At 29.6% G+C, this 7,877-nt stretch carries 6 protein-coding genes; 1 reads left to right on the top strand and 5 read right to left on the bottom strand.

Features of this window, described 5'->3' with window-relative positions; genetic code table 11:
- Nucleotides 1–453: 453 nt before the first annotated feature.
- Nucleotides 454–1,098: a Bax inhibitor-1/YccA family protein gene (locus IDG60_RS14535; protein ID WP_000081602.1), complete on the bottom strand. Its 645-nt coding sequence runs from the start codon at nt 1,096–1,098 to the stop codon at nt 454–456.
- 360 nt (nt 1,099–1,458) lie between these two features.
- Between IDG60_RS14535 and IDG60_RS14530 the strand changes: the two genes are divergently transcribed.
- On the top strand, nt 1,459–2,256 hold the full coding sequence (locus IDG60_RS14530) for a LysM peptidoglycan-binding domain-containing protein (RefSeq protein ID WP_000731644.1): 798 nt from the start codon (nt 1,459–1,461) through the stop codon (nt 2,254–2,256).
- Nucleotides 2,257–2,843: 587 nt separating this feature from the next.
- On the opposite strand, the gene IDG60_RS14525 is transcribed toward IDG60_RS14530, so the two are convergent.
- The 4 genes from IDG60_RS14525 to vraF all read right to left on the bottom strand — a co-directional run bounded on the left by IDG60_RS14525 (nt 2,844) and on the right by vraF (nt 7,849).
- Complete coding sequence (locus IDG60_RS14525; protein WP_000120368.1) at nt 2,844–3,851, bottom strand: inorganic phosphate transporter; 1,008 nt, start codon at nt 3,849–3,851, stop codon at nt 2,844–2,846.
- Nucleotides 3,852–3,866: 15 nt separating this feature from the next.
- Entirely contained in the window at nt 3,867–4,484 is a 618-nt protein-coding gene (locus IDG60_RS14520; RefSeq protein ID WP_000491755.1) for a DUF47 domain-containing protein, read from the bottom strand.
- Nucleotides 4,485–5,208: 724 nt separating this feature from the next.
- The gene (vraG, locus tag IDG60_RS14515) at nt 5,209–7,098 is read right to left on the bottom strand and encodes an ABC transporter permease VraG (protein WP_000143616.1); all 1,890 of its coding nucleotides are present in this window, start codon (nt 7,096–7,098) and stop codon (nt 5,209–5,211) included.
- Nucleotides 7,088–7,849 carry an ABC transporter ATP-binding protein VraF gene (vraF, locus tag IDG60_RS14510; protein ID WP_000985996.1) on the bottom strand — a complete coding sequence of 254 codons (762 nt, stop codon included), beginning with the start codon at nt 7,847–7,849 and terminating at the stop codon, nt 7,088–7,090. The genes vraG and vraF overlap by 11 nt, the downstream gene beginning before the upstream one ends.
- Nucleotides 7,850–7,877: the final 28 nt, after the last annotated feature.

Below are 7,877 nucleotides of genomic sequence, written 5' to 3'. Positions count from 1 at the left end.
TAATTGGAGCCGTTCTTATGGACCTACATGATGAATGGATTTATTCTTCAAGAAAATACATCAATTTTGATAAGTAGAAATGGTAAAAACATTGTATAGCATTTTACACAGGAGTCTGGACTTGACTTATATTATCTATACTTCTTCCTATTAATGTTTCGATTTTAAAATTAATACGTAGCTATACTTTACTTTTCTAATAAAAGTGTAATTAGAAAGGCAAGTACACCTGTTTAAAGTTTATCTTCTAAGATTTGTTTACTTTAGAACTATAGCAGTTAATCATTTTAATGATTAATAATATCTTTACAATTAAGGTAATAAATTTTTATTGCTTTATCAGTAAAATCTCTATCTAAATTTCTAATTTATGACAATCGCTCCAATTTAAGGTTGATATTCATTATTGATTATTCCAAAACTTTATACAAATTTCTTTATTAATTTAACTGTTTATCTTCTGAACATATTAGCAAGGTAAAGTATATCCTTAATAATATTCAACAAATTAATAAATAGATTAAATCCCATTTCTCTTGGTGAATAGTCACCTCTTTTTAAACGATTAAAATCATACAAAGTATAAAGTAGAAATAACAACAGACTAACGACGGTAATAATAGTGTAAAAAATAGGATTTTGAAGAAAAATACCAATTAGACTCGCAATAATTAATGTTATTAATGTAACGAATAAATATTTGCCTATACTCGATGCATCTCCAACGAAGAAATAACCAATAATACCAAATGCTATAAATGCAAAAATTGCTAATGCGATATTTTTATAGAAAATATCTGGTCCTAAATTTTGTAAATACGTGGTAAACGTTGCGTATGACAATAAGCCAATCACTACAGCGTAAATATGTGAAATAATTAAACCGAACCGTCTCGCTCTTTCAAAAACAAGTGTTGCTAAAATAATAATCAGTAATCCAAATGACAAGGGTTGTCGCCAACTTAATGGTAAAAACTGACCTAGATAGCATCCTATGCCAAATATAATCCAATAATACATAAAATAAAGCCACACTTTACTTATTGATTGAGCATGCTGGTTTTGATGATAATATGAATGATTTGTATTTTGCGACAAAATAATTCCTCCTTCTACCGTCGTTTTATGCGTCAAATTTTACAGTAAATTTTGCTTCATCAAAAGAAATAACCTTTAACAAGTATAGTAATTTTACATTTTACAATGTTACAAAATATAATTTTTTATAATTAGTTAAAATCACTAAAACGCTTTTATACACTATCAAATCAGCATTTATAAAAATATGAACCGATATCCTAAAATGTTAATAATATTACAAGATAATAACAAACCACACAAAGCTACTTATTTTTGATAATATGGAAATCGTAATATAAAACGAAAACTTAATTTACTATATAAATTGTCTTAATAATTTTTAAAAGTAGTAAAACTTAATTTTAAGGAGGAGTCCCTTTGAAAAAATTAGCATTTGCAATAACAGCAACATCTGGTGCAGCTGCATTTTTAACGCATCATGATGCACAAGCTTCTACACAACATACAGTACAATCTGGTGAATCATTATGGAGTATTGCTCAAAAATACAACACTTCAGTAGAGAGTATTAAACAAAATAACCAATTAGATAACAACTTGGTATTCCCTGGTCAAGTTATCTCAGTAGGTGGAAGTGATGCACAAAATACGTCAAACACTTCTCCACAAGCTGGTTCAGCATCATCTCATACTGTACAAGCTGGTGAATCATTAAATATCATTGCTAGCAGATATGGTGTTTCAGTTGATCAATTAATGGCAGCCAATAACTTACGTGGTTATTTAATTATGCCTAACCAAACATTACAAATTCCTAATGGTGGATCAGGTGGTACAACACCAACAGCTACAACAGGTAGCAATGGCAATGCATCATCTTTTAATCACCAAAATTTATACACTGCTGGTCAATGTACATGGTACGTATTTGACCGTCGTGCTCAAGCTGGTAGTCCAATTAGCACATATTGGTCAGACGCTAAGTATTGGGCTGGTAACGCAGCTAATGATGGTTACCAAGTAAACAACACACCATCAGTTGGTTCAATTATGCAAAGCACACCTGGTCCATATGGTCATGTTGCTTATGTTGAACGTGTCAATGGTGATGGTAGTATCTTGATTTCTGAAATGAATTACACATATGGTCCATACAATATGAACTACCGTACAATTCCAGCTTCAGAAGTTTCTAGCTATGCATTCATCCATTAATTAAATAAATTGTACTGATATATACTAGCAATTCACATCATGTGAGATTGCTAGTTTTTTATTTTTGAAAAAAATTTTCATTTTGGTACAAAAAATTATCTCACCCTTCCCTATCATACTTATTTATATTTTGTATGAATGGTAGTTAGGTAAAAAATAATAACCTACCTATTTGATTAAATTAAATGCATAATATATTAAAAATCAAAATAATGCAACTAAGTTGACTATATAATGATTTAATTTGTTATACCAGTATTTTACGCTTTTTCTTCTACATATACAAATTTATATTAAATAAAGCCCAATACAATTTAGGTTAATTAAACAAGTTGATAACTATTTAATTATTCCTTCATTGAAGAATATAAACTATTAAATCATTATTTTACGCTTACTTATATTTTAATGACCTAACTGTTTATGTTCCATGGAATAAATTTATAACTTAGCCCCCTAATTAAAATGCTTTGTCTTGGTCATTCTACGTAAATTCTATAAAATATGTTATCTACTTACATAAAAAAATGAACTTCAATACCACCATATGTTTGTGATACTGAAGTTCAGTTTAGTTTTATTTTCAATTAGAAAAATAAGTTAAGTATATAGAATAGTAAACCTGCTAACAATGCTGAAATAGGTAATGTAATCACCCATGTAATGATCATTCGTTGCGCAGTGCTCCATTTTACACCTTTAGCTCGGTTAGAAGCACCAACACCTAAGATTGATGATGACACAACGTGAGTTGTTGATAATGGGAAATGTAGCGATGATGCAACAAAAATTGTTAATGCAGATGATAAATCGGCCGCAGCACCATTTGCTGGACGTATTTTCATAATATTACCACCTACAGTTTTGATAATTTTCCAGCCACCAATTGCAGTACCAAGCCCCATTGCTGTCGCACAGGCAAATTTTACCCATAACTGTGGTTCAACACTGCCATCATTCTGTACATTAGCGACAATCAATGCCAACGTAATAATACCCATTGATTTTTGCGCATCATTCGTACCGTGAGAGAATGATTGTAACGCTGCCGTGAAAATTTGGAAAAATCTAAAGTTACGATTCGCTCTTGTTAAATTTGCATTTTTAAAGATAACTTTAAAAATTGAATACATCAAGAAACCAACACAAAATGCGATTATCGGTGAAACGATTAATACAATAATAATTTTTGTGAAACCTTGGTAATGTAACACTCCAAATGAGCCTTCAGATGCGATTGCTGCACCCGCAATTGAACCTATAAGTGCATGTGAAGACGAACTTGGAATTCCGTAAAACCAAGTAGCTAAATTCCAAATAATAGCCGCAAGTATTGCAGCTAACACAACAACTAATCCATTTTCCAATTTAAATGGATCGACAATGTCTTTAGTAATGGTGCCTGCAACGCCCGTAAATGTTAAAGCACCTATAAAGTTCATCACTGCTGCCATTAAAATTGCCGTTTTAGGCGTTAACGCTCTAGTAGATACAGCAGTAGCTACTGCATTGGCTGTATCATGGAATCCATTGATAAAGTCAAATATCAGCGAGAAAATAACTACAGCTATAGTGACGATGATTATATATGACATAAATATATACTCCCCTTAGCTATTTTTCATAATAATAGTTTCAAAATTATTTGCTACGATTTGACATTTATCAGCAATTTCTTCCATGCTTTCATAAATATCTTTTATTTTAATTAATGTGATTGGATCTGTTTCGCTATTGAAAATATGTTTAATTGACTGTCTTAAAATACCATCACAGTTTGTTTCAAATTCTTTAATATTAATTGAATGAATACGCATATGTGATAATTTTTTATCGACTAATAAGCCGACAGCAAGTTTCATTTCTGCAACTGCTTTTTGAATGTTATCAACAAACTCAGCCATATATTCATCTGTGTATTCGATTGAATACATTTCAAACATAGCTGCCGTTTCTTCAATTGCATCTAAAACATCATCAATTGCATCACATAATGATAAAATATCTTCACGTTCAATTGGTGTGATAAATGTTTGATTTAAATCAGTAATTACTTGATGTACTAATTCGTCACCATGTGACTCATAAGTTTTAATGTTGTCTGAGTATGCTTTTAAATCTAAATGTGTATTGAAATCCATTTTACCGAATTCAATAGCAGCACGATCCAGATTGAAAACCATCTCTTCTAATTGAACCATAAACTTATCTTTTTTCTTACTAAACATTTAAAATCCTCCATTTAAGCGATTGTCACCAATCACATTCAGTTATAATTTGTTTCAAATTAAGACAAGTGAATTTACAAACTAATGATACAAATTTGTTATTATCAATCGTCAGTATAATTTTAGTGTACTGATATTAATTTCAAAAATGCCTCACAGTAAACAATTTACTGTATTTGCCCTTATATGAAAATAGCACAAAATTTACAATCCCACAATTCAATTTACAAATTTTTAACAATTCCGAAACTTAACTTTTACATAAAATTTAAATAGTAGTAGGCATTTGTTTTGAAAAAGTTATTGTATAGGCAATTTTTTATCTATACAACTCTAAAAATTGTAAATGGATATAGTTGGGAAATTTGCAACGATACAATATTTATTACATAACTTTTACATATTAAAATACACTTATCTTGTTTAAAACGATCATTGACTCATATATATCTCAATGAATATACTTTTATTTTCTCACATTTAATACAATTTACAAAGTTGAATCCTGTTAATCTTTTCAATTAAAAGCATCACCAATTAAATATATTTCATTCAAAACACTTTCATAATCACTCATACCTTTACTTCATTATTAATATGGTATTTTAACCCAGTATTCAACTATACATGCTAAAAATATAACTTCTCTTCATTTATAATAAAAAGCTTCCAGTATAGTTCGTGAATTCGAATCCACTACTCTACTGAAAGCCATCTGTATATTTTATATGGAATGTCTAATTGTTCGCTTGGAATGATTATAAGCCGTCACTGCAAAAACAGCATACATACAAATGTATAATCCCATTACTATGAAAACCGGTATTTGATTCGTTGTACCCATTAATTTCATATATGCTAATGATGTAAAATATGCATGTGATAGTGCAATAACTAAAGGTAACCCAAAATTAAACATAATTTTAAACTTTAGTCCCCTTGCCATATCTTTTTGTGTAAATCCAAGCTTTCTCAATATACTATAATTCTCTAACTCATCTTCGGTTTCATCTATTTGCTTAATGTATATAATGCAACATACAGCAATCAAGAATGTAATACCTAAAAATGATGTTACAAATAATAATATTCCGGTTAAACTTGATATTGAGCTTATCGCTTCACTTCTTGTTTTAATAGATTTATCAACTTTATTTTTCACTTTTTCTAATGCTAAAGCATCTTTTTTATGTTTCAAATCGAATCCAAATTGAGAGACGATATGCTTTGCTTTTGTATACTTTCTTATTTCTTGATAGTCTTTGTCATTTAAGACAAACGTTGGTCCACCTAAATCAACATCTGTCATAAAATAGATTTTATTAATATCTTTCCGCAACTTAATATTAACATGATGTTTTTTCGTTCCTATAACTGCTTTACCATGCTTCTTATGTTTCACTAAATCTTTGATAGAACCTTCCGCTACAAACAAATCAGCTTGTCCACGTTTCAAATCAGTATTAGGGATATATTTATCACTAGTAATTGTTACATTGTATGGTTCTTTCGCTTTTACATCAAATAAATTATCTTTATACAATTTCGTATGAATTACTTCTTTATAATTATAAAAATGAGGAATTTTTTGATTGTTTAATTCACTTGCTAATTGATTAGCTTTTTGTTGGTCTTTAATTGTAACGTCGTGTGGTGCAGTATATTTTATTTCACTTGATAAGGACGCTCTACTTATAGCAGCAAAGCAAAGAACTGAAACAGTAATCGCTGAAATGATTGCCATGACCGTAAGTGAAAAAGCATTTTTCTTAATACGATACATAATAGATGATGAGAACATGACATCATTTACACTTATAACACCTTTTCTAAACTTCTTCACCATTTTAAAAACTAGAGAAACAGAGCTTTTAAAAAATAAGTATGCCCCAATCACAGTTGACAATAAAATAAACATAAGTATACCGATAGAATCATAATATTGAACAATGTTCAAAGATAGATAGTATCCTGTGGTAATCAATACTATACCTAAGATGCCTAAAACAACCTCTTCAAATGTAATTTTATTATGATTTGTTTCTTTAACCTGGTTATTCTTTGACATCTGTGAAATAGATTGTTTGAACACTAATATAAAATTTTGAGCAGAGGTTAAAAAATAAGCGACACCGATTAACATTAATGTTTCAAATACCGCCCTCAAACTAAAAATAATTGGAACCTTTTCTTTAATTCCTAATAATGTAAAGACAATCATTAATAACAGTTTTGAACCAAAAATACCAATAATAATACCTAATATTGCCGTAATTATAAATATTAGTAATTGTTCGAGCATTAGTATATAAATAATGTTGAATTTAGATAAACCTAATGTTTGATATAATGCAAGCTCATAACTTCGTCGTTTAATAAATAACACATTGGCATATAACAAAAATGCAATTATGATGAAAAATAGAAAGTAGCTTCCGACTTGTGAGCCTTCCTTAATAATTGGATATGACTCTGTCATGTTTAGTTTATGCGCGTATTTTAATGCTACAAAGCTAAAATACAATACTACACTCGTAATTAATGAAAAAAGATAGATGGCATAATGTGATAAATTTTGACGGAAATTTTTAAATATTATCTCGTTAAAGGTCATAATTAACGCCACCTAAAACACTTTGTACACGTATTATTTCTTTGAAAAAGGTATGTTTATCGTCATCCCCTTGGTATAATTCAGTGAAAATTTGACCATCTTTTAGCATCACTACTCGATTGGCATAACTTGCTGCAACAGGATCATGCGTTACCATAATAATTGTAGACTTAAATGCTTCATTCATTCTTGTTAATCGTTTTAATAAATCTTGAGTACTTTTAGAATCCAGTGCACCTGTTGGTTCGTCAGCAAATATAATAGAAGGTAATGTAATAAACGCTCTTGCAGCAGATGTTCGTTGTCTTTGTCCACCAGACAATTCAGAAGGGTATTTATCACTAATATCCAATATATTTAATGCTTCTGCTACTTTTTCATAACGATTTAACATATGTTCTTTATCTAACTTCTGAACCGTTAGTGGTAACATTATGTTTTCTTTAACAGTCAATGTATGCAGTAAATTATACTCTTGAAAAATAAAACCAATATCATGCTTGCGTATATCAGATAATTCCTTGTTTGAAAGCTTTTCTAATTTTTTTCCTTTTAATGTAATAGAACCTTGTGAAATATAATCAATTGAACTTAAAACATTTAATAATGTCGTTTTCCCAGATCCAGAGGGACCCATAATAGCAATAAACTCGCCTTCTTCAATAGACATATTGATATCTCGCAACACTTCTTGTGCCATTTTTTTAGTTCCATATATTTTTGTTAATTGTTTTACTTCTAAAATTGCCACTTTAACACTCCTATAATTTATCTTAACT

The sequence above is a fragment of the Staphylococcus sp. EG-SA-2 genome (genome assembly GCF_017152085.1).
The sequence above is the reverse complement of the archived record's forward strand: the minus strand, read 5'-3'. Positions and strand labels throughout refer to the sequence as shown.

Coding starts and splice junctions, on each gene's coding strand:
- IDG60_RS14525 (WP_000120368.1), bottom strand. CDS start 3,851: ATGTCATATATAATCATCGTCACTATAGCTGTAGTTATTTTCTCGCTG.
- IDG60_RS14520 (WP_000491755.1), bottom strand. CDS start 4,484: ATGTTTAGTAAGAAAAAAGATAAGTTTATGGTTCAATTAGAAGAGATG.
- vraG (WP_000143616.1), bottom strand. CDS start 7,098: ATGACCTTTAACGAGATAATATTTAAAAATTTCCGTCAAAATTTATCA.